Origin of the sequence: Clostridium puniceum (assembly GCF_002006345.1) — a bacterium.
GTDB lineage: Bacteria > Bacillota > Clostridia > Clostridiales > Clostridiaceae > Clostridium > Clostridium puniceum.
This window is the reverse complement of sequence record NZ_LZZM01000129.1, coordinates 1-835: the sequence shown is the minus strand read 5'-3', so window position 1 is coordinate 835 and position 835 is coordinate 1. Positions and strand designations below refer to the sequence as shown.

The 835-nt window shown below is 29.5% G+C and carries 1 protein-coding gene; it reads right to left on the bottom strand.

Annotated features, from left to right (window positions below):
* The coding region (locus tag CLPUN_RS09980) for a condensation domain-containing protein (RefSeq protein ID WP_242954100.1) at nucleotides 1-835 on the bottom strand (835 nt) is incomplete at both ends.

Here is an 835-nt window from a genome sequence, read left to right as displayed (position 1 = left end):
GAATAGCATAGGATATATCTTCACTATAAGTCATATCTAGAATTACTGGATACATAGATGTGAACCAACCTATTGTTCTATCTATAGAAACATCTTTTATAATTTCTTCTCTTCCATGACCTTCTAGATTTATAAGTACCTTATCATTTCCACTCCATTCTTTAACAGCTAATCCTAGTGAACAAAGCAGTATATCATTTATTTGAGTATTATAGGCTGTACTTGTTTTTCTAAGAAGCCTTTCTGTCTCTTCTTTTGAGAAATTTATAGAAAGACTTTTGCTTTCCCTAACACTACTTTCATTTTTTTCAAAGTCTCTTGGAATTTCTCTTATTTCAGTATTCTCTATAGATTTCCAATATTCTGATTCCTTTAAAATTTCTTTACTATTTGCATATTCTGAAAGTTTTCTTGTCCACTCCTTATAAGAAGTAGTTTTTTGAGGCAATACTATTTCTTCATCATTTTCTATAGCTGAATAAAGAGTTTCTAAATCTTCGAGCAATATTCTCCAAGATACTCCATCAATAACCATATGATGAATAGCTACAAGGAGATAATCCCCTTCTCTAGTATTAAATACCCCTAACTTTAACAAGATTCCCTTTTCTAAATCCATACCTTCTTGAAGTTTACTTGATAATTCCTCTATGGTATTTTTATAATTTTCATCTTCATTTAAATCATATACATCTAAAGTAAATACATCTCCAACTGCTTCCAAGCCTCTATTTCTTTGCTTAATTTTAGCTTCATCTTTTTCATATATCATCCTTAAGGCGTCATGATGTTTTATGATTTCAGCAAAAGATTTTTTAAGTATTTCTTCCTTTAT